The sequence below is a fragment of the Kribbella sp. NBC_00889 genome, assembly GCF_045207705.1.
In the GTDB taxonomy this organism is placed as follows: domain Bacteria; phylum Actinomycetota; class Actinomycetes; order Propionibacteriales; family Kribbellaceae; genus Kribbella.
This window is the reverse complement of record NZ_CP108783.1, coordinates 1,427,269-1,451,439: the sequence shown is the minus strand read 5'-3', so window position 1 is coordinate 1,451,439 and position 24,171 is coordinate 1,427,269. Positions and strand designations below refer to the sequence as shown.

Annotated in this window: 26 protein-coding genes; 12 read left to right on the top strand and 14 right to left on the bottom strand. The window is 68.1% G+C overall.

Annotated elements, in window-relative coordinates:
- Positions 1 to 11 precede the first annotated feature (11 nt).
- Complete coding sequence (locus OG817_RS07125) at positions 12 to 275, top strand: hypothetical protein (RefSeq protein ID WP_406052912.1); 264 nt, start codon at positions 12 to 14, stop codon at positions 273 to 275.
- Here OG817_RS07125 and OG817_RS07120 read toward each other — a convergent pair.
- The 5 genes from OG817_RS07120 to OG817_RS07100 are packed head-to-tail and all read right to left on the bottom strand — an operon-like array spanning position 262 to position 5,672.
- On the bottom strand, positions 262 to 1,815 hold the full coding sequence (locus OG817_RS07120) for an amidohydrolase family protein (protein WP_406052910.1): 1,554 nt from the start codon (positions 1,813 to 1,815) through the stop codon (positions 262 to 264). The genes OG817_RS07125 and OG817_RS07120 overlap by 14 nt on opposite strands.
- Positions 1,812 to 3,245, bottom strand: coding sequence for a Na+/H+ antiporter NhaC family protein (locus tag OG817_RS07115; RefSeq protein WP_406052909.1), 1,434 nt, complete (start codon positions 3,243 to 3,245; stop codon positions 1,812 to 1,814). The genes OG817_RS07120 and OG817_RS07115 overlap by 4 nt, the downstream gene beginning before the upstream one ends.
- Positions 3,246 to 3,261: 16 nt before the next feature.
- Positions 3,262 to 4,377 carry an o-succinylbenzoate synthase gene (gene menC / locus OG817_RS07110; protein WP_406052908.1) on the bottom strand — a complete coding sequence of 372 codons (1,116 nt, stop codon included), beginning with the start codon at positions 4,375 to 4,377 and terminating at the stop codon, positions 3,262 to 3,264.
- The gene (locus OG817_RS07105) at positions 4,367 to 5,011 is read right to left on the bottom strand and encodes a MurR/RpiR family transcriptional regulator (protein WP_396394129.1); all 645 of its coding nucleotides are present in this window, start codon (positions 5,009 to 5,011) and stop codon (positions 4,367 to 4,369) included. The genes menC and OG817_RS07105 overlap by 11 nt, the downstream gene beginning before the upstream one ends.
- Positions 5,004 to 5,672, bottom strand: a complete 669-nt coding sequence (locus OG817_RS07100) for a GNAT family N-acetyltransferase (RefSeq protein ID WP_406052907.1) — start codon at positions 5,670 to 5,672, stop codon at positions 5,004 to 5,006. Before OG817_RS07100 ends, OG817_RS07105 begins: the two co-directional genes overlap by 8 nt.
- 101 nt (positions 5,673 to 5,773) lie before the next feature.
- Between OG817_RS07100 and OG817_RS07095 the strand changes: the two genes are divergently transcribed.
- Positions 5,774 to 6,865 carry a M20/M25/M40 family metallo-hydrolase gene (locus OG817_RS07095; protein WP_406052906.1) on the top strand — a complete coding sequence of 364 codons (1,092 nt, stop codon included), beginning with the start codon at positions 5,774 to 5,776 and terminating at the stop codon, positions 6,863 to 6,865.
- On the opposite strand, the gene ggt is transcribed toward OG817_RS07095, so the two are convergent.
- The 4 genes from ggt to miaA all read right to left on the bottom strand — a co-directional run bounded on the left by ggt (position 6,858) and on the right by miaA (position 10,967).
- Complete coding sequence (gene ggt / locus OG817_RS07090; protein WP_406052905.1) at positions 6,858 to 8,711, bottom strand: gamma-glutamyltransferase; 1,854 nt, start codon at positions 8,709 to 8,711, stop codon at positions 6,858 to 6,860. The genes OG817_RS07095 and ggt overlap by 8 nt on opposite strands.
- Before the next feature lie 68 nt (positions 8,712 to 8,779).
- Positions 8,780 to 9,466 (bottom strand): hypothetical protein, encoded by a 687-nt coding sequence (locus OG817_RS07085; protein ID WP_406052904.1) that lies wholly within the window; start codon positions 9,464 to 9,466, stop codon positions 8,780 to 8,782.
- Positions 9,467 to 9,472: 6 nt separating this feature from the next.
- Positions 9,473 to 9,991, bottom strand: coding sequence for a SigE family RNA polymerase sigma factor (locus tag OG817_RS07080; protein ID WP_131354892.1), 519 nt, complete (start codon positions 9,989 to 9,991; stop codon positions 9,473 to 9,475).
- Positions 9,978 to 10,967 (bottom strand): tRNA (adenosine(37)-N6)-dimethylallyltransferase MiaA, encoded by a 990-nt coding sequence (miaA, locus tag OG817_RS07075; protein ID WP_406052903.1) that lies wholly within the window; start codon positions 10,965 to 10,967, stop codon positions 9,978 to 9,980. The genes OG817_RS07080 and miaA overlap by 14 nt, the downstream gene beginning before the upstream one ends.
- Positions 10,968 to 11,127: 160 nt before the next feature.
- Between miaA and OG817_RS07070 the strand changes: the two genes are divergently transcribed.
- Together OG817_RS07070 and OG817_RS07065 are read left to right on the top strand one after the other, a co-directional pair.
- Positions 11,128 to 11,367: a hypothetical protein gene (locus OG817_RS07070; protein ID WP_360452156.1), complete on the top strand. Its 240-nt coding sequence runs from the start codon at positions 11,128 to 11,130 to the stop codon at positions 11,365 to 11,367.
- Positions 11,368 to 11,477: 110 nt separating this feature from the next.
- Positions 11,478 to 11,720 (top strand): antitoxin, encoded by a 243-nt coding sequence (locus tag OG817_RS07065; protein ID WP_396394122.1) that lies wholly within the window; start codon positions 11,478 to 11,480, stop codon positions 11,718 to 11,720.
- Between the two features lie 249 nt (positions 11,721 to 11,969).
- Here the strand turns inward: OG817_RS07065 and OG817_RS07060 are convergent, their stop codons facing one another.
- Positions 11,970 to 12,386, bottom strand: a complete 417-nt coding sequence (locus OG817_RS07060) for a GNAT family N-acetyltransferase (protein WP_406052902.1) — start codon at positions 12,384 to 12,386, stop codon at positions 11,970 to 11,972.
- 128 nt (positions 12,387 to 12,514) lie between these two features.
- On the opposite strand from OG817_RS07060, the gene OG817_RS07055 reads away from it, so the two are divergent.
- Positions 12,515 to 13,351 (top strand): alpha/beta fold hydrolase, encoded by an 837-nt coding sequence (locus OG817_RS07055; RefSeq protein WP_406052901.1) that lies wholly within the window; start codon positions 12,515 to 12,517, stop codon positions 13,349 to 13,351.
- On the opposite strand, the gene OG817_RS07050 is transcribed toward OG817_RS07055, so the two are convergent.
- Positions 13,323 to 13,856, bottom strand: a complete 534-nt coding sequence (locus OG817_RS07050; protein ID WP_406052900.1) for a hypothetical protein — start codon at positions 13,854 to 13,856, stop codon at positions 13,323 to 13,325. The two genes, OG817_RS07055 and OG817_RS07050, sit on opposite strands and share 29 nt — an antisense overlap.
- Positions 13,857 to 13,908: 52 nt before the next feature.
- Positions 13,909 to 14,397: a GNAT family N-acetyltransferase gene (locus OG817_RS07045; RefSeq protein ID WP_406052899.1), complete on the bottom strand. Its 489-nt coding sequence runs from the start codon at positions 14,395 to 14,397 to the stop codon at positions 13,909 to 13,911.
- Between the two features lie 124 nt (positions 14,398 to 14,521).
- Between OG817_RS07045 and OG817_RS07040 the strand changes: the two genes are divergently transcribed.
- Positions 14,522 to 14,974, top strand: a complete 453-nt coding sequence (locus OG817_RS07040) for an NUDIX domain-containing protein (RefSeq protein WP_406052898.1) — start codon at positions 14,522 to 14,524, stop codon at positions 14,972 to 14,974.
- A 68-nt stretch (positions 14,975 to 15,042) separates the two neighbouring features.
- Positions 15,043 to 16,878 carry a LamG-like jellyroll fold domain-containing protein gene (locus OG817_RS07035; RefSeq protein WP_406052897.1) on the top strand — a complete coding sequence of 612 codons (1,836 nt, stop codon included), beginning with the start codon at positions 15,043 to 15,045 and terminating at the stop codon, positions 16,876 to 16,878.
- On the opposite strand, the gene OG817_RS07030 is transcribed toward OG817_RS07035, so the two are convergent.
- Entirely contained in the window at positions 16,875 to 17,537 is a 663-nt protein-coding gene (locus OG817_RS07030; RefSeq protein ID WP_396394116.1) for a phosphotransferase, read from the bottom strand. The two genes, OG817_RS07035 and OG817_RS07030, sit on opposite strands and share 4 nt — an antisense overlap.
- Positions 17,534 to 19,006, bottom strand: coding sequence for a tRNA (N6-isopentenyl adenosine(37)-C2)-methylthiotransferase MiaB (gene miaB, locus OG817_RS07025; RefSeq protein WP_396394115.1), 1,473 nt, complete (start codon positions 19,004 to 19,006; stop codon positions 17,534 to 17,536). The genes OG817_RS07030 and miaB overlap by 4 nt, the downstream gene beginning before the upstream one ends.
- A 101-nt stretch (positions 19,007 to 19,107) precedes the next feature.
- On the opposite strand from miaB, the gene OG817_RS07020 reads away from it, so the two are divergent.
- The 5 genes from OG817_RS07020 (at position 19,108) to OG817_RS07000 (ending at position 24,112) form a co-directional block, all read left to right on the top strand.
- The gene (locus tag OG817_RS07020) at positions 19,108 to 20,658 is read left to right on the top strand and encodes an amidohydrolase family protein (RefSeq protein WP_406052896.1); all 1,551 of its coding nucleotides are present in this window, start codon (positions 19,108 to 19,110) and stop codon (positions 20,656 to 20,658) included.
- Positions 20,659 to 20,779: 121 nt separating this feature from the next.
- The gene (locus OG817_RS07015; RefSeq protein WP_406052895.1) at positions 20,780 to 21,541 is read left to right on the top strand and encodes an amino acid ABC transporter ATP-binding protein; all 762 of its coding nucleotides are present in this window, start codon (positions 20,780 to 20,782) and stop codon (positions 21,539 to 21,541) included.
- A 50-nt stretch (positions 21,542 to 21,591) separates the two neighbouring features.
- The gene (locus OG817_RS07010; protein ID WP_406052894.1) at positions 21,592 to 22,434 is read left to right on the top strand and encodes a glutamate ABC transporter substrate-binding protein; all 843 of its coding nucleotides are present in this window, start codon (positions 21,592 to 21,594) and stop codon (positions 22,432 to 22,434) included.
- Positions 22,435 to 22,514: 80 nt separating this feature from the next.
- Positions 22,515 to 23,204 (top strand): amino acid ABC transporter permease, encoded by a 690-nt coding sequence (locus tag OG817_RS07005; RefSeq protein ID WP_396394111.1) that lies wholly within the window; start codon positions 22,515 to 22,517, stop codon positions 23,202 to 23,204.
- Positions 23,201 to 24,112 carry an amino acid ABC transporter permease gene (locus OG817_RS07000; protein WP_406052893.1) on the top strand — a complete coding sequence of 304 codons (912 nt, stop codon included), beginning with the start codon at positions 23,201 to 23,203 and terminating at the stop codon, positions 24,110 to 24,112. Before OG817_RS07005 ends, OG817_RS07000 begins: the two co-directional genes overlap by 4 nt.
- The last annotated feature ends 59 nt before the right edge of the window (positions 24,113 to 24,171 follow it).

The following is a 24,171-nucleotide window of genomic DNA, read 5'->3' as shown; positions in this document are numbered from 1 at the left end:
CGGTGTCCCTCATGGAGCTGATCGCGTACTTCTGGGAGCAGGAGGACGCCGAGGCGGCCGCCGAACGGCTCGGCGGCCAGTTCCGGCGCGGGCGCTTCCACGGCGAGGACGACGACGAGGACCACCCATGGGTCGTCGTACTGCGCGAGGTGGACAAGGCCGAGGTGGACGAGGTCCTGGCGGAGTACGACGGGTGGCTCGAGACCGCGGCCGACGACGAGCCCACCGCTCCTCCCCCGCTGCCGACCGCGCCCAAGCGTTTCAAGAAAGCGTGAGCACCCGGCCCGGCCGCGCGGCCGTCGGTACGCCGTCCGTCAGCACCGGTTGGCCCGCGACGAGCATGTGCTCGATGCCGACCGACAGTTGCCACGGATCGTCGTACGTCGACCGATCGGCGACCTGGGCCGGATCCAGTACGACGAGGTCCGCGACGGCACCGGGTTTCACCACACCGCGGTCGTCGAAGCCGAGGCGGGAGGCCGGGAGCGAGGTCATCCGCCGGATCGCCTCGGGCAAGGTAAGGACGCCGAGGTCGCGGGTGTAGCGGCCGAGGACGCGGGGGAACGTGCCGAAGTTGCGGGGATGCGGGTGACCGGTGCCGGTGGCGTCGAGGATCCAGCCGTCGCTCGCAACGCTCGTGCACGGGTGCTGCAGCACGGTGACGACGTCGTCCTCGTTCATCGCGTGGTTGACGACGCTGACCGCGGCCCGGTGGTGTTCGAGCACGCGCAGTGCGGCTTCGGCCGCGTCCACCTCGTCGCGGCGAGCGATCTCGGCCAGGCTGAGACCACGGCAGTCCTCGTACCGGCCGGGTGGCAGCGACGCGATCACGACGGCGTTCCCATCGAGCAGGTCGCGGGGCCGGATCGCCTCCGCGATGCGCTCCCGTTCGGCCCGGTCGGCGAGCCTGGCCAGGAGGGCATGCGGGCCGCCGCCCATCGCCCACGTGGGTAGCCGGGCCGTGAGCGTCGTACTGGAGGCTGTGTACGGATAGACGTCCCAGGCCACGTCGACTCCGTCTGCGCGGGCTTGGTCGAGGAGCTCGAGTGCACCGGTGACAAGGCCGTAGTTCGCCTTGCCCACTGCCTTCAGGTGGGATACCTCGAGTCTCGCCCCGGCGGCCCTCGCAGCGGCGATCGCCTCGTCCAGTGCTGCCAGCAGGTCCGCGCCTTCGTTGCGGATGTGCGTCGAGTAGAGCAGACCGCACTCGGCCGCGGTCGCCACCAGGGCAGCGACCTCGGAGGACTCGGCGTACGCGCCCGGTGCGTAGATCAGCCCGGTCGAGAAACCGACAGCACCTTGATCGGCGGCCTTCCGCAGCAGGTCCTGCATCGTCCGCAGCTCGTCCGCCGACGGCGCCCGCTCGGCGCTGCCCATGGCCGCGATCCGGAGCGACGAGTGCCCCACCTGCAGCGCGAGGTTGACGGCAGGTTGCAGGGGTGCAGCGAACTCACTCGTGTCCCGCCACGACCAGTCGTGCTGCGGGTCGAGGAACGCCGTACCGGCCTTCATGGACTCCAGATCGGTGATCGGGAACGGCGACCAGCCGCAGTTCCCTGTGACCAGTGTGGTGACGCCTTGATGCAGCTGCGTGGCCGCGTCCGGCGACGTGCGCACGGAGAAGTCCGCGTGCGAGTGCAGGTCGATGAACCCGGGTGCCACGATGTTGCCCGCGGCATCGATCACCTCGGCGTCGGCCGGCGCGGAGTCAGGCGGCAGTACGTCGGCGATCCGCTCGCCGTCGATCAGCACCGTTGCAGCGACTGCGTCCGCACCACTGCCGTCCAGGACGAGGCCACCCGTGATCGCGATCATGTTGTCACCAGCAGTATCACGGCGTACATCACGCAGGCGGGCACCAGCATCATCCACCCGGTGATCAGCATGCTCTTCAGGTCGGAGGATCGGGCCAGGCCCATCGCACCGACCATGTTGGCGTTCGGGAACGGGCCGTAGGTGTCCGCCTTCGACGCGAACAGCAGCACCACAACCCAGGCTCCCGGTCCGACCCCAGCGCTCGCCGCCAGCGTCCCGAACACCTTGTCCAGCAGGACGACCTGGGCCGCGGTCGCGCCCGGTACGCCGACCCAGCCGAGCAAGGCGATCGCGATCGCCACCCCGAAGCCGGACACCGTCGCGAGCTCCGGACCGAGCTGGTCGAGGATGACCTTGAACGGCGCGAGCTGGTCGATCAGCGCGAAGAGGGCCGCCAGCAACCAGAAGAGCAACAGGATGCTGATCAGCTTGGCGCCACCGCGGTACATGTGCTCGGCGATGTCCTTCGCGGAGAGGCGTCCGGCCAACCCGGTGACGATGCCCAGCACCGGCAGCGCGAGCAGCGGGAAGTTGGTGCCGGCCTCGGTCACCGTCGCATACACGACACTGCCGAGCAGTACGACGAGGAAGGTGGCAGTCGCGGCGCGTGGCGCCCGAGCGGTCGTCGCACTGTCGTCGGAGACGAGTTCGGCAAGGTCGTACTCGTCGCCGGTGCGCGCGGTCCGGCGCTGGATGTAGGCCACCACGAACGGTCCGAGCACCAGCGAGAGCAGTGCCAGCGGTCCGGCGCCGTACCCGAGGTAGGTCAGGTAGTTGACGTCGGCCGCGGTCATGATCGCGACGTTCGAACCGGCGAAGGGCGCGATCGTCAGGCCGGCGCAGCCGCCGATGAAGATCATCGACGCGGTCGCGGCGCGGGTGTAGCCCAGCCGCGCGGTGATCGGCAGCACGATCGGCGCCGCGATGGCCAGGGCTCCGGCGAGGGTGCCGAGGCTGGCGACGAGGACCAGGCATGCGACCATCACGCCGAGCACGACCGCCACCTTGCTGCGGTTGCCGGCCACCCGCATCACGCCGGACACGATCGTCGACGCCACGCCGGTGACTCTGAGGACCTCGCCGACGCCGGCGCCCAGCACGATGATCAGGCCGATCGCGGTCACCGAGTCGGCCAGCGACTTGCCCAGCAACGTGCCGGTCTCGATCGGGCTCAGTCCCGCGATCAGTACGCCGGACAGCACGGCGACGACGGTGCCGACGACGATGTCCATGCCGAGCAGGCACAGGACGGCGTACAGCACGATCGGCAGCAGGCCCCACAGCGTCGGGCCGTCGGTGAGCAGGCCGGCGACGATCGAGACGACCAGCCCGGCCCCGGCCAGCGCGTTCACCAGTCGGCGGCGCCCGGGCGCGACTTCGACCTGGTAAGCGTTCGCAGACGTGGTCGTGCTCTTCTGGTCCTGGCTCATCAAGAGTCCTGTTCGTTCAGAGGGACAGCGTGGCAACGGTGTTCGCGGCGATCAGCTCCGCGTCGACCGTGTGCCCGAGACCGGTTCCTGTCGGCACCTGGACGACACCCCGGGTGGCAGTCACCGCGGGTGTGATCACGTCCTGGGCGTAGTACTTCTCCGAGGCGGAGACGTCCGACGGGAGGGAGAATCCGGGGAGACTGGAGATCGCGACGTTCGCGGCGCGGCCGATGCCGAACTCGTGCATGCCGCCGCACCAGACCGGGATGCCGGCCTGCTGAGCGCGGTCATGCGCGGCGCGGGCGGCGGTCAGGCCACCCATCCGCGACACCTTGATGTTGAGCACCTTCAGAGCCTCGACGGCCAGAGCGGTCTCCAGGTCGTCGAGGGTCTCGATGCTCTCGTCCAGGCAGATCGGGGTTGTCATCGCCTGCTGCAGGCGGGCGTGGGCGAGCAGGTCCCGCGGCGCGAACGGCTGCTCGATCATGGTCAGGCCGAACTCGTCCAGCGCCCGCAGCCCGTCCGACTGCTCCGCGGAATAGATGCCGTTGGCATCGACATGGAGATCCAGTTCCGGGTACGCCGCTCGCACCGCCCGCACCGGTTCGACGTCCCAGCCGGGCGCGATCTTCAGCTTGACCCGCGGATACCCGGCTCCCACCTGGCGCTCGACCTCGGCCAGCAGATCGTCGATCGTCGGCTCGATCCCGAGCGACACCCCGGCGACAACCTCGGTCCGCGTTCCGCCGAGTGCCTCGGCCAGCGGTACACCTCGCACGGTCGACCACAGCACCCAGGCGGCGACATCCACGCCGGCCTTGGCGAACTGGTTCCCCCGAACCTTGGCCCACAACTTCGGAACCTGCTCGGGCCGCTCCCAGGTCTGCCCGAGCACGGCCGGAAGGAGGTAACGCTCGGCAATCTGCCAGCACGTCTCGACGGTCTCCGGCGCGTAGTACGGATCCGATGGCGAAGCGATCTCGCCCCAGCCGACGGCTCCCGACGCGTCTTCCACCTCGACGAGGATGTGATCGAGGTAGGTCTTGCGGTGCGAGCTGGTACGGAAGGCATGCACCAGCGGCATCCGGACCCGGTGCAGCCGGGCCGCGGTGATCTTCAGGTCAGTTGACATACAGGCCCAGCTCCGTGTTCAGGCGGTCGCGCTCCCCCAGCCGCCGGCGCGCACCCTTGGCGCTCGCCGTGGTCAGGGTCGCCAGCACGTGCAGCACGGCCGCCACCACCGTCGGCGAGTCGACGTACGACGCACTGCCGGTGGCGACGTAGATGGACTGGTCCGCGATCTTCGCCAGCGGCGCGTCCTCGAAGTCCGTGACGGCAACGAGTTCGCCGCCGGCCTCGACGAATCTGCGGGCGATCTCGACGGTGTCGCGGCGATACCGGCGCAGCGAGAACGCGACCATCAAGTCACTCGACCGGACGTCGGACAGTACGTCGACACCGCGGACGACGGTGCCGTCGATCAACGTCACCTGGGACAGGCCGGCGCTCAGGTCGAAGGCGAGCAGCGAGGCGTACGAGAACGACTTCGCGGAGCCGATGATGAACCGGCGGCGGGCGGCGACGATCCGGGCGGCAGCCTGGGCGATCGAGTCGTCGGCCAGGATCTCGTCGAGTGCCTGCTCGATCGAGGCTCGCTCCTGCTCGACCACGCGTCGCTGCAACAGAGTCGACGACCGGCGCTGGAGGCGGGCGTCGTACCGCTCTTGCGGGCTGGTCAGTTCGCGGTTCCGCAGATCGTCAGACATCGTCCACCGGTCCGAAGTAGTAGACGGCGTTCCCGTCCGGCAGCCGGCGGCAGGACACCGCGGCGAGACCCTTGGCGAACAACTCCTCGAACGCCGCTCGCACCTCGTGCCGGTCCTTGTCCGTCGACTCGGCCGGCATCACCAGCTCGGTCAGCTCCTGGTCAGGGACAGCGTTGGGCTGGTCGGTCAGATCCCACTCGACGACGACCCGGTCGGTGCCGGGTCCGTACATGTCCGGGGCGAACCAGTGACCGCGGGCGCCGAGCACATCGAAGTTGAAGTGGCCGTTGCGGATCTGGAACGGATCGTAGGTCCAGCGCATCCGGGTCATGCCCGAGCCGAGCGCCACCTCGCGCTGCGCGTACTTCAGCTGCCGGCCCAGGCCGCGTCCCTGGTGTCCGGCGGCGACCACGGCCGATTGCGAGTAGTGGTAGAAGCCGCGCTTGTCCGTACCGCAGAAGCCATAGGCGAAGGCGACGAGCCGATCGCTCTCGTCCAGTACACCGACCACCGATCCGCCGTTGCTCGCCAGTGCACCGAGCAGCCGCGGGTTCAGCCCGTAGTCGGGGTGCTGGTAGCCGAAGACCTCGCGATACAGCACCGCGGCCTCCGCGTACCGGTCCTGGGTGGTGAGCGAGACGGATCTGAAGCTGTCCTGCACCGGCCCACTCCTCTCGAAGATACGTAACAGATCCTGAGTAAATCCCCTGGACAATAAGAGAGTCAATTGGTGACCAAATGATGATACGTTGCATATCTATGATGATCGATCGACTCCGGGAGTACGTCGGGCACGAGACGCCGACCGGTGCCGCCCAGGCACTGAACGCCTTCGCCGACCGGCTCCTCGACCGGTACGCCGAGCTCGGCGGGACTGCCCGTCGCGTTGCGGCACCGACCGGCGACCACATCGTTGCCGACTTCCCCGGCCACGGTCCGCTCGCTGCTGAGGCGCCGCTGCTCTTCATCGGTCACCACGACACGGTCTGGCCGATCGGGCAACTGCGCGACGCGATGCCCTGGCGCGAGCAGGACGGGCTGCTGCACGGTCCCGGCGTCTTCGACATGAAGGGTGGGCTGGTCGTCCTCGAGGCGGCGCTCGAGCAGATCGCGGATCGCGATCATCGCCCGGTGCGCGTCGTCGTGGTCGCGGACGAGGAGGTCGGATCGCCGACCGCCCGCGAGCTTGTCACCGCCGAATCGTCCGGCGTGGTCGCCGTCTTCGGTTTCGAATCGCCGCTCCCGAACGGCGACCTCAAGACCGCGCGCCGCGGCAGCAGCCGGGTCCGCATCGAGGTCACGGGCCGCGAGGCGCACGCCGCACTCGACCCCGGCCGCGGAGTCTCCGCGATCGACGAGCTCATCGACCAACTGGTCGCCGTACGCGCCTTGGTCGCGGGGTACGACGACGTGCTGTGCAACGTCGGCACGATCACGGGAGGTGGACGGACGAACGTCGTAGCCGGGGCGGCCGCTGCCGACGTCGGGTTCCGGTTCATCGACCCGGAGACCGAGCGGGCGGTGCTGGACGCCGTGACGAGTCTCGAGCCGATCCGGCCCGACGCTCAGTTGCAGGTGTCGGTGATGTCGAACCGGCCTGCCTGGCAGCCGTCGGCGGCGACCGATGAGCTGCTGCGGAAGGTGCAGGCGGCCGCGCGATCGGTTGGTCAGGAGATCGGTGGTGCACCGGCCTCAGGCGCCGCCGACACGAACCTGACCGGCTGGCTGGGCATCCCGACCCTGGACGGCCTGGGCCCCCGAGGGAAGGGTGCCCACGCCGTCCACGAGCAGGTGATCGCGGCGAGCCTGGCCGAACGGGCCGACCTGGTCGCCGCCATCATCACAACTATCTAGGCCACAGCTGTTTGACCGTTCCCGCCGCTCCGCCACCACGGCGCGTCGGCTCAGCGGCAGCGAGGATCCCACCGCCTGGCAGGAACTCCAGCGCGGCAACGGCACCGATCTCCGCGGCCGAGGTGAACGCGTCGCCCGACGGGACCAGCGTGTGGCCGTACGGCTTAAGGGCGGCGGCGTACGCGTCGATGAACGGCGGCTCTGCCGTCACGGTCGCGGTGTTGCGCTGAGACGCACGTGGCGCCGCGATTGCCTCCGGCAACGTCATGTCCCGGTCGAGCCGGTTCGTCAGCGTCTGCAGGACGGTCGTGATGATGGTCGAGCCACCCGGCGAACCCAGCGCCAGGAACGGCTTGCCACTGCGCAGCACGATCGTCGGCGACATCGACGACCGCGGCCGCTTGCCCGGCTGGATCCGGTTCGGGTCGGCCTCGTCGTAGACCGCGGAGAAGTCGGTCAGCTCGTTGTTCAGCAGGAACCCGCGACCCGGCACCGTGATGCCGCTGCCGCCGGTCTGCTCGATCGTGAGCGTGTACGAGACGACGTTGCCCCACTTGTCGGCGGCAACCAAGTGTGTGGTCGACAGACCTTCCGTGTCCGGCCGCTGCGTGGTCGCTACACCCTTGGCGCACTGCGAGTACTTGCCGTCGGGCGAGCCGGCCTTCACCGGCTTGGTCGCGGCGTGCTCCGGGTCGATCGCGCAGGACCGCTCGGCGCCGAAACCGCGCGACAACAGCTCCTTTGTCGGTACGTCGACGTACGCCGGATCACCGACGTACGCGGCTCGATCCGCGAAGGCGAGGGCGGACGCCTCGAGGTAGGTGTGCAAGGCCTGCGGGGTGTCCATCTTGTCCAGCTGGAGCGGCTGGAGGATGTTCAGCGCCTCGCCGACCGTGGTCCCACCGGATGACGAAGGGGGCATGCCGTACACGTCCAGGCCGTCGTACCGGACCTTCGTCGGCTCCCGGTTGATCGTCTTGTACTTGGACAGGTCGCTGGTCGTGAGGTAGCCGGGCATCACGGGCAACGTTGCACCCGCGGCCTTGGGCGGGGTCTTCACGACTGCCTCGATCTCGGACGCCAGCGGGCCGCCGTAGAAGGCCCACAGGCCCTCCTTGCCGAGCATCCGGTAGGTGTCGGCGAGCTCCGGGTTCTTGAACACCGAGCCGACCTTCGGCGCGTCACCGCCGGGAAGGAACAGCTTGGCCGTCGGCACGATCGCGCTGAACCGGGCCTTGTTGTCCAGGGTCTGGCTGCGGAAGGTGTCGTCCACGACGAAGCCCCGATCGGCCAGGTCGGCGGCCGGCTTCAGCGCCTTGCCCAGCGACAGCGAACCCCATTGCCGCAACGCCGAATCCCAGGTCGCCAAGGTGCCCGGGATGCCGACCGAGACGCCGGATGTCACCAGCTCCGGGGTGAAGCGGTACGGCTGACCGGTTGCCGGGTCGATGAACGCGTCGTTGGGCATCGTGGCGGGCGCGGTCTCGCGGCCGTCGATCGTGAACACCTTGTGTTTCTTGGCGTTGTAGAAGACGAAGTACCCGCCTCCGCCCACTCCCGCGGAGTACGGCTCGGTCACGCCGAGCGCGGCGGCGGTGGCTACCGCGGCGTCGACGGCGTTGCCGCCACGGCGCAGTACGCCGAGGCCGGCGTTCGTGGCTTCGGGGTCGACCGAGGCGACCGCACCACCGAACCCGATGGCGGTCGGATGTTTGGCCGGCGGCTGCTGCGAGCCGGCGGCCGCGCCGCTCGCACTCAGGCCGGACAGGACGAGGGCACCTGCAGACAGGGATGCGACCAGCTTCTTCACCAGGTTCTCCCGCGGGGCGTCGGCGTACAGGGTCAAGCCCTTGCCTATCCCGAACGGGGCCTGCGCGCCAGTTGTGGCGCGGCTAGTTCCCCGGTCAGTTCCTGTTAGTTCACTGTGCAGGAGTCCAGGAAGCGGCGGAGCAGCTCGGGGTTCCAGTCCTTGTCCCCGGCCGGAAGCTCGACCAGGAGCCACCGATCGGGCAGCTTCACCTGACCCGCGACGCGGCCTTCGAGCCGGCCGATGTGGAACGTCTTGCCGGCCGACTGGGTGACCTGGACCGATGCGAGCGTGCGAGCCTCCGGAGCCGCCTGCAGGACCACCTTGGTGTCGGTGTCCGCGGTCCGCATCGTCGGCCGGGACAGGATGACGCGATCCTGCGGGATCGGGGTCTCGGCGCTCCAGCCCTTCGGGGCGAGGGTGCAGCCGATCGTGTTCCAGGACTGCTGGTTGGCGACCAGTTCGACCACGGACGCACCGAACATCGACATCGTCTCGCCGCCTTCGGCCGGCGCGGGTGACGAGGACGACGGCGCTGCCTGCGCGGTCTCGCTGTCGGCCGGTCCACCGGCGACCTCGGTCCCCGGGTTCCCCCACCACTTCACCTGGTTGCCGATCGCGAGCACGGCCGCTGAGACCGCCGCCACGCACAGCACACCGGTCACCCGGCGACGCCGCTTGATCCGGCGCAACGCCCGGCGCCCACGCGCGACGTCCGCGTCGATATCCGCCGTCGGCAGCCCATCGGCGGCCTCGTCGGCGAACCCCTCCAGCAACCTCTTGACCTCGTCCACTTCTCCTCAACTACTCCCGGTCGCCTGATCCGACGGTTCGTCGGTCATCAGGTCCTTCAGTCTCTTCAGTGCCTTCGCGGTCTGGCTCTTCACGGTCCCCTCGGTGCATTGCAAGATCCGCGCGCACGTCGCCACGTCGAGATCCTGGAAGTACCGCAGTACCAGGACCGCCCGCTGCCGCGGTGCGAGATCCAGCAGCGCCCGCCGGACGGCCAGCGTGTCCACCGGGTCCGCCTCGTCGGTCAGCCGCGGCTCGAGCGTCTCCGCGGTCACCACCTCAGGGTGGCGGCCGGCCCGGCGGCGCTCGTCCAGGAAGGCGTTGACCAGGATGCGGTGCGCATACGGTCCGGCGCCCTCGTGCTTGATCCGGTGCCAGTGCACGTACACGCGGGTGCAGGCGGTCTGGACCAGATCTTCGGCGGTGTGCACATCCCCCGCGGTGAGCAGCAACGCCGTTCTCATCAGTCGGGTGCGGTCCGCGAGCAGGTACTCGCGGAACTCGGCCTCACGGTCACCCCCTCGCATCGACGGACCCCCGGCCATGGGCTGGGCCCTCTTCCACCCCGACTACGCCGCCGGTCCCCCTTCGGTTGCCTTCGGCTATCACGTTCAGTGCCTTCTCCACCAGATCGGGGTCGTCGTACGGGAGCCACGCAATGCGTTGGTCCTTACGGAACCACGAGTCCTGCCGCCGCGCGAACCGGCGGGTGGACTGGGCGGTCCGCTCCCGCGCCTCCTGCTCGCTGATCTCACCGTCGAGCAACGCGATCACCTGCGAGTAGCCGAGGGCACGGTTGGCCGTCTTCCCTTCAAGCAAACCCTTGTCCAGCAGATCTCGCACCTCGTCCACGAAACCCGCGTCGAACATCCGGTCCACCCGCCGGCCGATCCGCTCGTCCAGCTCCGGCCGCGGTACGTCGAGACCGAGCTGCACCGCACCCGGGTAGACATAGTGATGCTCGGGCAACGTCGCGACGTACGGCCCGCCGGTGATCTCGATGACCTCCAGCGCCCGGACGATCCGCCGCCCGTTGCTCGGCAGAATCTGCTCGGCCGCCTTCGGATCCACCTCGGCGAGCCTCTGGTGCAGCGCTCCGGACCCGACGCGTTCGAGCTCCGCTTCCAGCTTTTCGCGTACGGCGGCGTCCGTACCGGGGAACTCGAAGTCGTCGAGGATCGCGCGCACGTACAACGCGGAACCGCCGGCCAGCACCGGCACCACGCTCCGGCTGACACAGTCGTCGATCGCGGCCCGCGCCAACTGCTGGAACTCGGCCACGGTCGCGGTCTCGGTGACGTCGAGGATGTCGAGCAGATGATGCGGTACGCCGTTGCGCTCGGCCGCCGTGATCTTCGCCGTACCGACGTCCATGCCGCGGTACACCTGCATCGCGTCGGCGTTCACCACCTCGCCACCCAGGCGTTTGCACAGGGCAACGGACAGGTCGGACTTGCCGGCCGCGGTGGGGCCGACGACCGCGACGACGAGTGGTTCGGCCATCACTCCAGTGTGTCAGTGTCGCTGCCGTCCCCGCTCCACGGCCCTGGCCAGGATCAGTTGAAGAGTGCACCAAAACCCGGCACCGGGCTTGTGGTTGACCCGGAAAGTTCGGTAGGACTCATCTTGATGATCGCAACACCGATACGGGAGGAATGACGCTGTGACGAATCCGTTCGAGGAAGAGTCTGACGCGGCGAAGGACGCGCTGGACCTGGGGGGCGACAGCAAAGAGGATCTTGCTGCCGCAAAGCGCAGTGGTGGGGACGTCGAGTTGAAGCGCAGTGGTGGCGACGTCGAGTTCAGCGGCGGTGACGTCGAGTCCGACTCCGGCGGCGATGTCGAGTCCGAACCTGACGGCAGCGGTGGTGACGTCGAGTCCAGGCCCGGCGGCGACAGCTAATTCCTGTCACGACGGCGGCGGTGCAGGTCCCACAGTTCGGGGCCGGGAGGTGCGAAGATCACCGCTAGCTGTCCGTAAGCAGTTCACTACGCAGGAATGGGAGCCCGACGATGGGCATCTTCGACAAGTTCAAGGGCAAGGCCGAGGGCCTGAAGGACAAGGCCGGCGACCTGGTCGACCAGCACGGCGACAAGGTCGGCGAGGGTCTGGACAAGGCCGGTGACTTCGTCGACGAGAAGACCGGCGGCAAGTACGGCGACAAGATCGACCAGGGTGTCGAGAAGGCCAAGGAGGGCCTGGACGGCCTCGACGGCCAGAACGACGACATCCCCGGCACGAACCGCCCCGCCTGACCGCACCACCCGAAGGGCCGCGAGATTTCTCGCGGCCCTTCGGCCTGCGACGGCTCACGGATCTGCAGCCCAGAAACAACGCGCCTTCGGCGCGGCTGTCCATCCAGCCGCCTCCGGCGGCGCGCTGACCCATCATACGCACTCACCGACCGTCGCGATCTTCGGAAACAAAAGTGCGCCCAGCGACGAAAAGTTTCCGGTGATCGGTGCAGTCACGCAGTCGTGGGTTGTCGCCCGGCGGGCGGCACCTCACCTTGAGCACCCGTCAACCATCACGGCGGCGGTTCGATGGTTGATGGGCGCACAGAGTGAGGCCAGTCCACATTTAGTGCTCGAGGCGGTAGAAGAGCTTCGCCAAGCCGAACACCAGCAAGCGCCGCGACGGCTCATCGCCTGCGAAACGTACAGCTCCTTGAGATAGAGCGAACGTGTCAGGCCGACGGCGGGCCAGAGGTACGAGTAGGAAGCGAAGGCGACCACCGTCTCGCCCTCCAGCGCGAGCAGCACCTGGGCCGCCGGCATGTCACCAAAGAGGGCCTCGTGAACTTGTTGACGTCGAAACTCGACAGGATCCAGGTCTGTGCCGCCGTAGAAGCGGTCCAGCTCTTCAGTGAGCCTCAGAAGCTCGTCGATGTCATCGGCAGTGGCTGGGCGTACCACAATCACAGCAGGGGTCCTCTCGCAATGGGCTGACAGATCTCGGACCGCGCAGGCTCGTGCGGGCTCGAGGAGGTGGGGCGGCCGCGTCATCGCAGTGTCAGGGTGGTGTCAGGGCGGGGGTTGATGGTGGGTGCATGACGAAGAACAGCATTCCCTCGACCGACTCTGGATGGGCCGGCATGGTGTCGGTTGATGACACGGCTCTGGCCGTTACGGACACCGGCGGGTCCGGCGTTCCCGTGGTGTACCTCAATGGGCAGTTTGCGACTCAGGGGTATTGGCGGCGGGTGATCTCCGAGCTGGGGTCGGGATGGCGACACATCAGCTACGACGAGCGGGGGCGCGGCAAGAAGTCGAAGCCTTCCGCGGACTATTCGTTCGAGGCCGCCGTACGGGATGTCGACGCCGTACTCGCGGCCCGGGGTGTGGACCGGGCGCTGGTGGTGGGCTGGTCGTACGGAGCGTTCGTCGCGGCGCATTGGGCCAGCCGGAATCCGGAGCGTGCCATCGGCGCGGTCCTGGTTGACGGCGCGGAACCGTACGACTGGCTGGACGAGGCCATGGAGCAGCGGATCCGGAAGCTGTTCCGGCGGATGGGGTGGTTCACGCCGCTGCTGCGCTCGACGGGTCTGGTACCGCGGATGAGCGCCGAACAGCAGGCCGAGTGCAACATCGAGCTCGGCAAGATCTCCCGGGAAAGTGAGCTCGGCCCGGTGCTGGACAACATCAGCGTCCCGGTGCGGTACGTGCTTGCGTCGGGGTCGTCGTTCGGCAGCAAGAGTGACGAGCAGGAACGAATTCGCGCGAGCCTCGATCAGGTCTTCGAGCGGAACCCGAACCTCGAGCTCAGCGCGAAGGTCGCCAGCAGCCACGGCGCGATCCTCAAGAAGGACTTCCGCGCCATCGCCGACGCCGTACGAGAGGTCGACGCCCGCGCGGTGGTTACGCCTCAGGAACCCGGCGGCGAGTGAATCTCGAGCGGAACTTGGAGTCGTACTCCAGTCGCACGTACCCCGAGGAATGCACTCCTACCGCGACGAACCCCACGGCCAGGAACACGATCCCCGCGATCATGGACATGTGCCAGAACGCCGCGGTGATGCCGACGAACGCCGAGCCTTGTGCGACTGCCTTGGCGAGTCCGACCAACGGTGACCTGCTCGCTCGACGACGAAACTCCTCCTGCCGATTCAGCACCAGGAGCGCGGCAAGCAACGGGATCGAGACGGCGAACGCGATGACACACACCATCGCCGACGGGTCGAGCGAGGGCTCGGTCAGGAATGGCTGCACCACGACCAGACCGGCGGCACCCAGTCCGCCGTAGATCAGGTTGGACTGGCGGATCCACTCCTGCTGAGCCGCCGGGTCGGCGGTGGCGTCCTCGGCCTCCTGCCGGATCCGTTCGGCATCGGCTTCGGCTTGCGCCCCGGCGAGCTGCGCGTGCTCAGCCAGGAAGTCCTCGTCCTCGTTCATGTGCACATCCTCCCCGACGCCTCGCTGGCCCACGGCCGGTCCAGGCGGAGGGTCAGGCAAGCGTCTTGCGGAGGACGGTGATCATCGTTTCGTACCGGGTCACCGTGCCGTCCGGTGTCTCCCGATTCCAGCCGCCAGGCTCGCGGCCGACCACGACGTACCCGAGGCGTTCGTAGAGTGCACGCGGCCGTGCGGCGTTCTCGTCCACTCCCAGCTCGGCCAAGGTGAGACCACGTCCGCGGATCCGCTCCTCCAACGCCTGGACGAGGACTGTGCCGATGCCACAGGACCGTAGCGGCGCATCAACCTCCAGCTGCCAAAGCACCGGAACACCCGAAGGCTTGGCGTAGTCGACCCCGCCGGTCGCCACAGGAATCCCCGACGGCGGACAGACCGCGAGGAAGTCCACTTCCCCGCGCTTCGCCCGCTCAAGTACCTCGAACGTCCCCGCAAGATGCGTACCCGTCCAGCCGGAGAACCCCGGGTACAGATCCTCGGCAACCAGATCCCTCACCGTCAGCGGCACCACGACATCCGGCATACGCGCCACCATGTCACCAGCCCACCCACCACCGCCACAGGATTTCCTACCCGCAGCCCTCGGAGGAGGAGTCCTTTCCGGGAGGTCCGGCTGGGTTGTCGGCGGGGGTGATTAGGGTGCTTGTATGGATCGGTTTCGCGTGGTTCCGGCGGCTTATGTGGTGTTGCGGCGGGGGGATGAGGTGTTGATGATGCTGCGGGCCAACACCGGTTACATGGATGGGTACTGGGCGGTGCCGGCGGGGCATGTGGAGAAGGGCGAGTCGGTGCTCGAGGCGGCGGTGCGGGAGGTGCGGGAAGAGGTTGGGGTGGAGATCGATCCGACGGATCTCACGCCGGTGACCGCGATGCACCGGACCGGCGGGAACGGTGACCCGATCGACGAGCGGGTCGACTTCTTCTTCACGACGTCCCGCTGGAGCGGTGAGCCCCGGCTGATGGAGCCGGACAAGGCAGGCGGCCTGGAGTGGTACTCGCTGGACAAGCTCCCCGACCCGGTCGTTCCGCACGAGGCGCGGGTGCTGGCCGGTCTGGCCGGTGACGGCCTTCCCGCGGTGATCGCCCACGGTTTCGACTGAGTTCACCGACGCTTAGATCGCCTCGCTCTAGAGTTCGCTGCGATGTCAGCGAGCTTCGGAGGCGAGCGATGGACGAGCGGTACGACGGGACGAGCCGGCGGCGACTGTTGCAGGCGGGTGCACTCGGCGCGGGTACGGTGCTCACATCGGGCACGCTGAGCACCGGAGGGGCCGCAGCGGCGGCGACCCAGGCAACCCAGGCGAGCAAGGCATCGGGTGGGCGGATCGACACCGAGCACCCGCGGTTCACGGTCGCCGTCGTGCCGGACACGCAGTACCAGTTCGACCTGGACCGCGGCGATCCGGCGCCGCTGACCGCGAGCTTCGAGTACCTGATCGACCAGCGGTCGGCCGAGAACATCGTGTTCACCGCGCACCTCGGTGACGTGGTCGAGAACGCGCAGGCGTCCGAGTTCGCCCAGGCGGACCCGGTGTTCAAGATCCTCGACCAGGCCCGGATGCCGTACTCCGTTCTCGCCGGCAACTACGACATCGACGCGTCGAAGGACGACACCCGCGGCGACTCGGCGTACTTGCAGACGTTCCCGCCGCAGCGGTTCCGGCGGATGGCGACGTACGGCGGCTCGACGCCGAACGGGTACAACTCGTACCACGTGTTCCGCGCGGCCGGCCGGCAATGGTTGCTGCTGGCAATGGACTGGCGGCCGTCGGACGCCAGCTTCGCGTGGGCGCGGGACGTGATCGCCAAACACCCGACGCTGCCGGTCATCCTGACCACGCACGAGTTGGTGAACGCCGACCACGGCCGGCCGGTGGCGTACTTCACCGACCACGGCAACCGGGTCTGGGACCAGTTGGTGAACGGCAACGACCAGATCTTCCTCACGCTGAACGGCCACTTCTGGCCGCCCGGCCGGGTCGTCCGCCAGAACGCTGCCGGCCACGACGTACACCTGCATCTGACCAACTACCAGGACCGGTACTACGGCGGATCCGGGATGATCCGGCTCTACCACTTCGACCTGGCCCGGAACACGATCGACGTCGAGACGATCGCGCCGTGGCTCCTCGGCCAGGACCCGGCCAAGCGCAACGCGCTGGCCGAGGGCGATCTGGAGCTGACCGACGACACCAACCGGTTCAGCATCCCGATCGACTTCGCCGAGCGGTTCGCCGGCTTCGACCCCGTCCCGGTCCGCCCCGCGCGGCCGGCCGCGCAACTCGTCATTCCGGGTACGGCGGCGTACTGGCGCTTCGACGGGCCGGTCACCGACAAGGTGGTCGACCACTCAGGCAAGGGCAACCACCTGACCCGCGTGCAACTGGCCGGCGATGGACCGCAGGCCTCGACGGAGTTCCACCAGGATCAGCCCGGGCACGCCAGCTGGCTGTTCTCCGGCGGCAAGAACCCGGCCCGCGGCGGCTACCTGCGGACCGCCGACGGCGCGCCACTCAACGCCCTCACCTTCACCAACGGCTACACGATCGAGGCGTTCGTGAAGCTGGCCGACGACGGCGCCGACCACGCCTGGGAGGGCCTACTGAGCCGGATGGGCACCGGCGCGGATGCGGGCAGGACCGGCAGCGATCCGTCGGAGCCGGTGGTCAACCTCGCGTTCTCCGGCGGACGCCAACTGCAGTGGGCCGTGTACCCGCTCGACCGCAACGACACGTTCACGAACTGGGGCCACGAACAGGTCGCCGGACAGTGGCTCCACCTCGCGGTGGTCAACGACGGAAGGCACAGCACCTTGTACGTCGACTCGTCGCCGCTGCTCCGCAATCCGGCCACCACGTCCAACGGACTGGCGACCGCCGGCAAGCCCTGGCTCCTGCGTGCGAACCACTACGCCAACGTGATCGAGCAGTCCTTCGCCGGCCACATCGGCGAGCTCCGCATCGTCACCCGCGCCCTCAAGCCGTCCGCGTTCCTGAACGCCTAGAGATGTGAGCGGATCAGGGCTTCCTGGGCCGGCAGCATCGCCAGCTCCTCGCTGGAGAGGGTGGGATTGTTGCTCCGAGCACGGAGCGCGGCGGGCAGACCAGGCGTCGGGTCGATGGAGTGTGCGAGGTAGCTGCCGAGAGCCTCGCGCAGGAGGGGTGACAGCTCCGCGAACGCCGGGTCGAGGGCGACCTGGGCGAAGATGATCGCGCTCATCGCGACGTCGAACTCCGCCGGTCCCTCCTCGGCGTTGCACCAGTCGATGACGACCGGACCATCGGTCGTCGCGATGACATTGAGCGGATGCAGATCGCCGTGCACGACGACCAGCCCGTCGGCACCGCTCGGAGGCGGGATCGCATGCAGCCGCCGGTGCAGGTCGGCGTGCAGCTCACCCAATTCGGTCGCGGTCAGCTGACCTGCGATCGCGGCGTCGCCCAGCGTCGGACCGTCGATCCGCTGCATCACCATGTCCGGCCCGTCGACCTCGAAGACCGTCGGCACCGGGTAGTCGTACTTCGCGACATGCCGCATGTACTCGGCCTCGTCGCGCACCGGATGCCCGTTGCGGTACCGCCGCAGTACCCGGCCGTCGCTCAGGGCGTAGACGTCCGCATCGCGCCCGTTGGCGAACGGCTCGGCGCCGGCTGGAAGCTTCATCCGACCTGGCACCCGCCGACCGCGGGCTCCAGCGGCTTCGCTCCGATCGTGGGCATGCCGAGCATCACTCCTGGTGTCGAGGCCGGTGCGTCCTGGGCTCGCTCCCAGGCGTCGCCGGCGCGCGTACGTCGTACTGCACCGAAGACATCCGCGACGAGGTGGTGTGGCGCGGCGTACGTGACCTCGACCGTTGCCATGTCACCCGGTCGCGGAGCCTCGACGCCCTCCGGCAGCGCGAAGTGGACGAGCCGGTTGTCCCGCGCGCGGCCGCTGAGTCGATGGGTGGCGGCGTCCTTGCGCCCCTCCCCCTCGGCAACGAGCACCTCGAGCGACCGGCCGACGGTCAACTTGTTCTCGTCCCAGGCCATGTCGTCCTGCAGCGCGACCAGACGTTCGTACCGATCCTGGACGACGTCGCGCGGGACCTGGTCCTCCATCGACTCCGCCGGCGTCCCGGGACGCTTCGAGTACTGGAAGGTGAACGCACCCGCGAACCGCGCCTGCCGGACCACGTCGAGCGTGCCCTGGAAGTCCTCCTCGGTCTCACCGGGGAAACCGACGATGATGTCGGTGGTGATCGCGGCGTCGGGCATCGCGGCCCGCACGTCCTCGATGATCTTCAGGTACCGATCGCGGCGGTACGAGCGCCGCATGGCCTTCAGAACCCGGTCCGAGCCGGACTGCAGCGGCATGTGCAACGAGGGCATCACGTTCGGCGTCTCGGCCATCGCCTCGATCACGTCCGCGGTGAAGTCACGCGGGTGCGGCGAGGTGAACCGGACCCGCTCCAGCCCGTCGATCGTGCCGCAGGCCCGGAGCAGTTTGCCGAAGGCGTAGCGGTCGCCGAACTCGACGCCGTACGAGTTCACGTTCTGGCCGAGCAGGGTCACCTCCAGCACGCCCTCGGCGACCAGCGCCTCGACCTCGGCGAGTACGTCGCCCGGCCGGCGATCCTTCTCCCGGCCGCGCAGCGACGGCACGATGCAGAACGTGCACGTGTTGTTGCAGCCGACGCTCACCGACACCCAGGCCGAGTACGGCGACTCGCGCCGGGTCGGCAGCGTGGACGGGAACACCTCGAGCGCCTCGAGGATCTCGACCTGCGACTCCTGCTCCACCCGCGCGCGCTCCAGCAACGCCGGAAGCGAGCCGATGTTGTGGGTGCCGAAGACGACGTCCACCCACGGCGCCTTCTTGGTGATGCTGGCCTTGTCCTTCTGCGCCAGACACCCACCGACGGCGATCTGCATGCCCGGCGTCTTGGCCTTCACCGGCGCCAGGTGACCGAGATTGCCGTACAGCTTGTTGTCGGCGTTCTCCCGGACCGCGCAGGTGTTGAAGACGACCACGTCGGCCTGATCACCCTCGGGCGCGCGGACGTAGCCCGCGTCCTCCAGCAGCCCGCGCAGCCGCTCGGAGTCGTGAACATTCATCTGGCACCCGTAGGTGCGGACCTCATAAGTACGCATGACAGCCACCTAGAGTACGTGCCGCGGTAGACATTTCCCTACCTGGGACCGGGTCCCTGTAACCCCTGACCAGCAAGCACCTGGCGAGAATAGTGAGGGGCATGAACAGTTCTCGTCGCCAGTTCCTCGCCCGTACCGCCGCCGGCGCCGCCGTGATCGCCGGGGGCTCCTTCACCGCCACCACCGCGTCAGCCCTCGTGAAGCCCTCGGTGAGCTCCTTGGGTACGACGCCGATCACCGCCCTCACCAACGCCACCGTCATCGATGTCGCCACCGGACGCCGGGACCGCAACCAGACCGTCCTGATCAGCGGCGACCGCATCATCGGCGTCGGCCGCAACCTCCCGGTCCCCCGCGGCACCGTCCGGATCGACCTGACCGGCAAGTTCGTCATCCCCGGCCTCGCCGACATGCACGTGCACAGCCTCGGCGACGAGCGGGTGTCTCCCCCGCTGTACCTCGCCAACGGGCTGACCATGGTCCGCGAGATGGCCGGCACCGATCCGGCCCTGTACGACTGGCGCGACCGGATCGCCGCCGGCACGCTGCTCGGCCCGCGGATGGTCGTGGCCAGCCAGATCATCGACGGCGATCCGACCCTGTGGGACCCGAACCTGCTGCATGTCCTGGTCGTCGAGGACGCTGCCGCCGCGCGGGCCGCCGTACGCCAGGTCAAGGCCGAAGGCGCCGACTTCGTGAAGGTCTACTCGCGGCTCAGCCGGCCGGCGTACGCCGCCATCCTCGACGAGGCGCGCAGGGTCGGCCTGACGGTGCACGGCCACGGTCCCGACGAACTCTCCTCGAAGGAGGTCAGCAACGCCGGCCAACACAGCATCGAGCACATCCACTCACTCGGCCTGTCCGTCTCCACCCGCGAGGCCGAGGTACGCCGGATGGTCCGCGCGATCAGCGTGAAGACCGGCGACTACAACGCGTGGTTCCGGCAGATGCACCCGATCGAGTGGATCGCCGCGAACACCTTCAGTCCGAGCCGGGCCGCCGATGTCCTCGGCACGCTGCGGCGCAACCGCACCCGGGTGACGCCGACGCTGACCATGCACAACGTGCTGGACCGGCCTGACTACACCGCCCTCGACCCGGCGACCACGAAGTACCTGAGCGCGGACTCGATCGGCACCTACGACTACGTGATGGAGAACCTCTACAAGGCCAACCGGACCGCGGAGGAGATCTCGCACCAGCGGCAGATGTGGGAGTGGCGGCAGCGCTTCGCCCACGAACTTCTTGCCCACGATGTCCCGATCCTGGCCGGCACCGACACAGGTACGCCGTACTCCGTCCCGGGTTTCGCTCTGCACGACGAATTGGAGCATCTCGTCCAGGCCGGCGCCACCCCGCGACAGGCCCTGCACGCGGCCACCGTCGAGCCGGCCAGGTTCCTCGGACTCGGCAACGATCTCGGCTCGGTCGAACCCCGCAAGATCGCGGATCTCGTTGTATTGGAGGCCGATCCACTGAAGGACATCCGCAACACGCGACGGATCCATTCGGTCGTCACTCGCGGCCGGGTGATCTCGCCGGCCGCCCGTCAGAGCATGCTGGCCGACGTCGAGGCGGCGGTCCAGGAGCCGCCGTCGGCCGCAGCGATCGCTGCAAGTGGCTGTTGCGGAACAGGGGTTAATGGACACTGAAGCGCAGATCATGCGGGCTGTGACCAGTCGGTCACAGCCCGCTCCGCTTTGTTGCAGATCGTTACCACCGTGGAACCGGGGCGTCGTTTGTCCGTGCCCCCCACTCCAGTAGGTTCTGGCCATGAGCGATTCCGGAACCTTGACGAAAACCGGTCTGGTCGCCCTGACCGAGGTCAACAAGCATTTCGGTGACCTGCACGTCCTGAAGGACATCAACCTGTCCATCGCCAAGGGCGAGGTCGTCGTGGTGATCGGTCCGTCCGGATCCGGCAAATCGACGCTCTGCCGCGCGATCAACCGGCTGGAGCCCATCGACTCCGGCACGATCACCCTGGACGGCCAGCCGCTGCCCAGCGAGGGCAAGGCCCTGGCCCGGCTCCGCGCCGACGTCGGCATGGTGTTCCAGTCGTTCAACCTGTTCGCGCACAAGACGATCCTGCAGAACGTCACCCTCGGCCCGAGCAAGGTGCGCGGCCAGTCCAAGTCCGGGGCCGAGGAGAAGGCCCGAGGGCTCTTGGATCGGGTCGGCGTCACCGCCCAGGCCGACAAGTACCCGGCCCAACTGTCCGGCGGTCAGCAGCAGCGGGTCGCGATCGCCCGCGCGCTGGCCATGGATCCCAAGGTGATGTTGTTCGACGAGCCGACCTCGGCCCTGGACCCCGAGATGATCAAAGAGGTCCTGGACGTGATGGTCGACCTGGCCAGGCAGAGCATGACGATGATCGTCGTCACGCACGAGATGGGCTTCGCCCGCCGTGCGGCGAACCGGGTCGTGTTCATGGCCGACGGCCAGATCGTCGAGGAGGCCGAGCCGGAGCGGTTCTTCACCGATCCGCAGACCAAGCGGGCCCAGGACTTCCTGTCGAAGATCCTGACCCACTGACCGCCTACAACGCCGTCCCAGCGCAGTACTGATCAACGGAGGAAAAGACAATGCGACAGCGAATCATCGCTGCCCTCGGCATCGCGGGCCTGGCGGCGACCGGACTGGTTGCCTGTGGCGACGACACTGACGCCAGCTCCGGTTCCGGCGCCAGCGGTGGCGAGAAGGTCACCATCGGCATCAAGTTCGACCAGCCGGGTCTGGGCCTGAAGGAAGGCGCGGACTACACCGGCATGGACGTCGACGTCGCGAAGTACGTCGCCAAGGAGCTCGGATACGGCGACATCACGTTCAAGGAGTCCCCGTCGGCCCAGCGCGAGACGCTGCTGGCCAACGGTCAGGTCAAGATGATCTTCGCGACCTACTCCATCACCGACAAGCGCAAGGAGAAGGTCTCCTTCGGCGGTCCGTACATGGTGGCCGGCCAGGACCTGCTGGTCCGCTCCGACAACACCGACATCACCGGACCGGAGTCGCTGGGCGGCAAGAAGCTGTGCTCGGTGACCGGCTCCACCTCGGCGCAGAAGGTCAAGGACCAGTTCGCCGACACGGTGCAGCTGCAGGAGTACGACACCTACTCCAAGTGTGTCGAGGCCCTCGGCGCCGGCGCGATCGACGCGCTCACCACCGACAACACCATCCTGGCCGGCTACGCCGCGCAGGAAGCCAACAAGGGCAAGTTCAAGGTGGTCGGCAAGACCTTCTCGACCGAGCGCTACGGCGTCGGCCTGAAGAAGGGCGACACCGAGACCTGCACCAAGGTCAACGACGCGCTGAAGAAGATGGTCGACTCCGGCGAGTGGCAGAAAGCCTTCGACAAGAACCTCGGCCAGGCCGGTCTGACGCTGGACAAGGCCACCAACCCGCCGAAGACTTTCGACGCCTGCGCCTGACCTAGCATGCTCCGGGGAGGGACCGTCCGCGGTCCCTCCCCGGTGTGCTGGTCTCCGCCTCGTTCCCCAGCAGGAGAATCATGGACGTGATATCGGAGTTCTTCTCCGAGTACGACGGTCTGCAAGCGTTCCGGACGACCATCTACCTCACGCTGCTGTCGGCACTGTTCGCACTGCTGATCGGCACGGTGGTGGCGGTGATGCGGGTCTCCCCGGTCCGAGTGCTGCAGATCATCGGCACCGCCTACGTGAACATCGTCCGGAACACACCGCTGACGCTGGTCATCGTGTTCTGCAACCTCGGGCTGTTCCTGCAGCTCGGCGTCTCGCTGGCGAACAAGGACTCGAACACCTTCATCACCGACAACAACTTCCGGCTGGCCGTCCTCGGTCTGTCGGTGTACCACGCGTCCTTCGTCGCCGAGGCGATCCGTAGCGGCGTGAACACCGTCCCGCTCGGCCAGGCCGAGGCGGCCCGGGCGATCGGCCTGCCGTTCCTGAAGACGCTGTGGTACGTCGTCCTGCCGCAGGCGTTCCGCGGCGCCATCGCACCGCTCGGCAACGTGCTGATCGCGCTGACCAAGAACTCGACGGTTGCCTCGGTCATCGGCGTGACCGAAGCATCTGCGGTGATGAAGGTGATGATGGAGGACCGTCCGGACGTGCTCTTCGTCGTGTTCGGCATCTTCGCGGTCGGCTTCGTGATCCTGACCCTGCCGATCGGCATCCTGTTCACCTCGATGTCGAAGCGACTGGCGGTGAAGCGATGAGCGGCACCGTCCTGTTCGACGCGCCCGGCCCGCGCGCCAAGCGCCTGTACGCCGCGGTCGGCGTCGCCAGCGTCCTGATCCTGCTGCTGGCGCTGTGGTTCGTGATCGACAAGCTCAACGAGAAGGGACAGCTCACCGCGGCGAAGTGGGAGCCGTTCCTGACCGGTGAGATCTGGACCGAGTACCTGATCCCCGGCCTGATCGGCACGCTCACCGCGGCCGCGATCTCGGTCGTCTTCGCGATGGTCCTCGGCATCCTGCTCGGTGTCGGCCGGCTGTCCACCCAGGTCTGGATCCGGTGGCCCAGCAGCATCGTCGTGGAGTTCTTCCGCGCGGTACCGGTGCTGTTGATGATGTTGTTCACGTATGCCTTGTACGCGAACTACGACCTGTTCCCGCCGGATCGGCTCGCTCTGGCCGCCGTCGTCACCGCTCTCACGCTGTACAACGGCGCGGTGGTCGCCGAACTGGTCCGCTCCGGGGTGTACTCCCTGCCGAGGGGGCAGAGCGAGGCCGCGATGGCGATCGGCCTGACCACCGGGAAGTCGATGCGGATGATCCTGTTGCCGCAGGCAATCACCGCGATGCTGCCGGCGATCGTCGGCCAGCTGGTGGTGATCCTGAAGGACACCGCGCTCGGCTACATCATCACCTACGAGGAACTGCTCCGGAAAGCCGAGCAGATCGGCAACTACAAGTCGAACCTGCTCCCGGCGCTGATCGTCGTGGGCGCGATCTTCGTGATCATCAACTACCTGCTGAGCCTGCTCGCACAGCGGGTCGAGCGCCTGATGCGCCGCCGCGGCCGCTCCGCCGGCGGTCCGCTGACGGCCGAACCGCTCGACCAGTCCGCCGTCGGCACCACCGAGGCGCTGACCATGGGCGACGGGCCACCCTCGGCCAACTGATCACGCGAAAGGATCCCGGGAAGCAATTCCCCGGGACCCTTTCGTTTGCTCGAGAAGCT

Bases quoted from the DNA above. Each gene is read 5' to 3' on its own strand.
- miaB (WP_396394115.1), bottom strand. From the start codon at position 19,006: ATGCGTACTTATGAGGTCCGCACCTACGGGTGCCAGATGAATGTTCAC.
- OG817_RS07115 (WP_406052909.1), bottom strand. From the start codon at position 3,245: ATGAGCCAGGACCAGAAGAGCACGACCACGTCTGCGAACGCTTACCAG.
- miaA (WP_406052903.1), bottom strand. From the start codon at position 10,967: ATGGCCGAACCACTCGTCGTCGCGGTCGTCGGCCCCACCGCGGCCGGC.
- OG817_RS07120 (WP_406052910.1), bottom strand. From the start codon at position 1,815: ATGATCGCGATCACGGGTGGCCTCGTCCTGGACGGCAGTGGTGCGGAC.
- OG817_RS07050 (WP_406052900.1), bottom strand. From the start codon at position 13,856: ATGAACGAGGACGAGGACTTCCTGGCTGAGCACGCGCAGCTCGCCGGG.
- OG817_RS07045 (WP_406052899.1), bottom strand. From the start codon at position 14,397: ATGCCGGATGTCGTGGTGCCGCTGACGGTGAGGGATCTGGTTGCCGAG.
- OG817_RS07095 (WP_406052906.1), top strand. From the start codon at position 5,774: ATGATCGATCGACTCCGGGAGTACGTCGGGCACGAGACGCCGACCGGT.
- menC (WP_406052908.1), bottom strand. From the start codon at position 4,377: ATGTCAACTGACCTGAAGATCACCGCGGCCCGGCTGCACCGGGTCCGG.
- OG817_RS07005 (WP_396394111.1), top strand. From the start codon at position 22,515: ATGGACGTGATATCGGAGTTCTTCTCCGAGTACGACGGTCTGCAAGCG.
- OG817_RS07055 (WP_406052901.1), top strand. From the start codon at position 12,515: ATGACGAAGAACAGCATTCCCTCGACCGACTCTGGATGGGCCGGCATG.
- OG817_RS07020 (WP_406052896.1), top strand. From the start codon at position 19,108: ATGAACAGTTCTCGTCGCCAGTTCCTCGCCCGTACCGCCGCCGGCGCC.
- OG817_RS07010 (WP_406052894.1), top strand. From the start codon at position 21,592: ATGCGACAGCGAATCATCGCTGCCCTCGGCATCGCGGGCCTGGCGGCG.
- OG817_RS07000 (WP_406052893.1), top strand. From the start codon at position 23,201: ATGAGCGGCACCGTCCTGTTCGACGCGCCCGGCCCGCGCGCCAAGCGC.
- OG817_RS07080 (WP_131354892.1), bottom strand. From the start codon at position 9,991: ATGCGAGGGGGTGACCGTGAGGCCGAGTTCCGCGAGTACCTGCTCGCG.
- OG817_RS07040 (WP_406052898.1), top strand. From the start codon at position 14,522: ATGGATCGGTTTCGCGTGGTTCCGGCGGCTTATGTGGTGTTGCGGCGG.
- OG817_RS07105 (WP_396394129.1), bottom strand. From the start codon at position 5,011: ATGTCTGACGATCTGCGGAACCGCGAACTGACCAGCCCGCAAGAGCGG.
- OG817_RS07065 (WP_396394122.1), top strand. From the start codon at position 11,478: ATGGGCATCTTCGACAAGTTCAAGGGCAAGGCCGAGGGCCTGAAGGAC.
- OG817_RS07035 (WP_406052897.1), top strand. From the start codon at position 15,043: ATGGACGAGCGGTACGACGGGACGAGCCGGCGGCGACTGTTGCAGGCG.
- OG817_RS07015 (WP_406052895.1), top strand. From the start codon at position 20,780: ATGAGCGATTCCGGAACCTTGACGAAAACCGGTCTGGTCGCCCTGACC.
- OG817_RS07030 (WP_396394116.1), bottom strand. From the start codon at position 17,537: ATGAAGCTTCCAGCCGGCGCCGAGCCGTTCGCCAACGGGCGCGATGCG.
- OG817_RS07125 (WP_406052912.1), top strand. From the start codon at position 12: ATGGAGCTGATCGCGTACTTCTGGGAGCAGGAGGACGCCGAGGCGGCC.